This window comes from Citrobacter sp. NCU1, assembly GCF_010231475.1.
Classification (GTDB): Bacteria; Pseudomonadota; Gammaproteobacteria; order Enterobacterales; family Enterobacteriaceae; genus Citrobacter_D.
This window is the reverse complement of the sequence record NZ_NRDO01000156.1, coordinates 1-1,017: the sequence shown is the minus strand read 5'-3', so window position 1 is coordinate 1,017 and position 1,017 is coordinate 1. Positions and strand designations below refer to the sequence as shown.

General features: G+C 59.2%; 4 protein-coding genes (1 of these 4 only partly in view). All 4 read right to left on the bottom strand.

Annotated features, from left to right (window positions below; all coding sequences use genetic code 11):
• Positions 1-197, bottom strand: partial view of a 50S ribosomal protein L5 gene (gene rplE, locus CJP72_RS25165; protein ID WP_162383922.1) — the 5' end (the start) only. It extends 358 nt beyond the left edge of the window; the window shows 197 of its 555 coding nt (coding positions 1-197); it begins with the start codon at positions 195-197; its stop codon lies off the left edge, out of view.
• Positions 198-224: 27 nt separating this feature from the next.
• Positions 225-530: a 50S ribosomal protein L24 gene (gene rplX, locus CJP72_RS25160; RefSeq protein WP_446714994.1), complete on the bottom strand. Its 306-nt coding sequence runs from the start codon at positions 528-530 to the stop codon at positions 225-227.
• A gap of 16 nt (positions 531-546) precedes the next feature.
• A complete protein-coding gene (gene rplN, locus CJP72_RS25155) occupies positions 547-915 on the bottom strand; it encodes a 50S ribosomal protein L14 (protein ID WP_004145357.1) in 369 nt (122 codons plus the stop codon).
• 12 nt (positions 916-927) lie between these two features.
• Positions 928-1,017: 30S ribosomal protein S17 (gene rpsQ / locus CJP72_RS25150; RefSeq protein WP_162383921.1), on the bottom strand; the 90-nt coding region annotated here is incomplete at its 5' end.

Below are 1,017 nucleotides of genomic sequence, written 5' to 3'. Positions count from 1 at the left end.
GGCTTCTGGCCGGAAATCTTGGTCATGTCGCCGACGGCGTTTTCCAGGATCTTCTTGTTGGTGGCCGCTTCGCCGACACCCATGTTCAGGGTGACCTTGACCAGCTTCGGCACTTCCATCGGATTGGTGTAGCCGAACTGCTTCATCAGCGCCGGCACCACTTCGTCCTTGTAGAACTTTTCGAGACGGGAACTCATCTTCTCATTCCTCAGGCGTCGAGCGCCTCACCGCTGGAGCGGAACACACGCAGTTTGCGTCCATCCTCCAGCACCTTGATTGAAGCCAACGCGTTCGCCCTTGCCCGAAGCCGGGTTCAGAACATTCACGTTGGAGATATGGATCGAAGCTTCGCGCTCGACCACGCCGCCGGCAACACCTGCCTGCGGGTTCGGCTTGGTGTGGCGCTTGACGATGTTCACGTTGGCGACGACCACACGGTCGCCATCGACGCGGACGACTTCGCCCTGCTTGCCCTTGTCCTTGCCAGCGTTGACGACAACCTGGTCGCCCTTCTTGATACGGTTAGCCATGATTATCTCCTGTCGCTCACAGCACTTCGGGAGCGAGCGAGACGATCTTCATGAACTTCTCCGAACGAAGTTCACGAGTCACCGGCCCGAAGATACGGGTACCGATCGGCTCCTGCTTGCTGTTCAGCAGAACGGCAGCGTTGCCGTCGAAGCGGATCAGCGAGCCGTCGGCGCGACGCACACCCTTGCGGGTACGCACCACGACGGCGTCATACACTTCACCCTTCTTGACCTTGCCGCGCGGAATCGCATCCTTCACGGTGACCTTGATGATGTCGCCGATGCCGGCGTAACGGCGCTTGGAACCACCCAGCACCTTGAAGCACATCACCTGCTTGGCACCCGAATTGTCCGCGACGTCAAGGTAGCTCTGCATCTGGATCATGATTCAGACTCCTTATTCAGCCGCACGCGTGATGACTTCCACCACGCGCCAGTTCTTGGTCTTGGACATCGGAGCAATCTCGGTCACGCGGACGACATCGCC

Bases quoted from the DNA above. Each gene is read 5' to 3' on its own strand.
- rplX (WP_446714994.1), bottom strand. From the start codon at position 530: ATGGCTAACCGTATCAAGAAGGGCGACCAGGTTGTCGTCAACGCTGGC.
- rplN (WP_004145357.1), bottom strand. From the start codon at position 915: ATGATCCAGATGCAGAGCTACCTTGACGTCGCGGACAATTCGGGTGCC.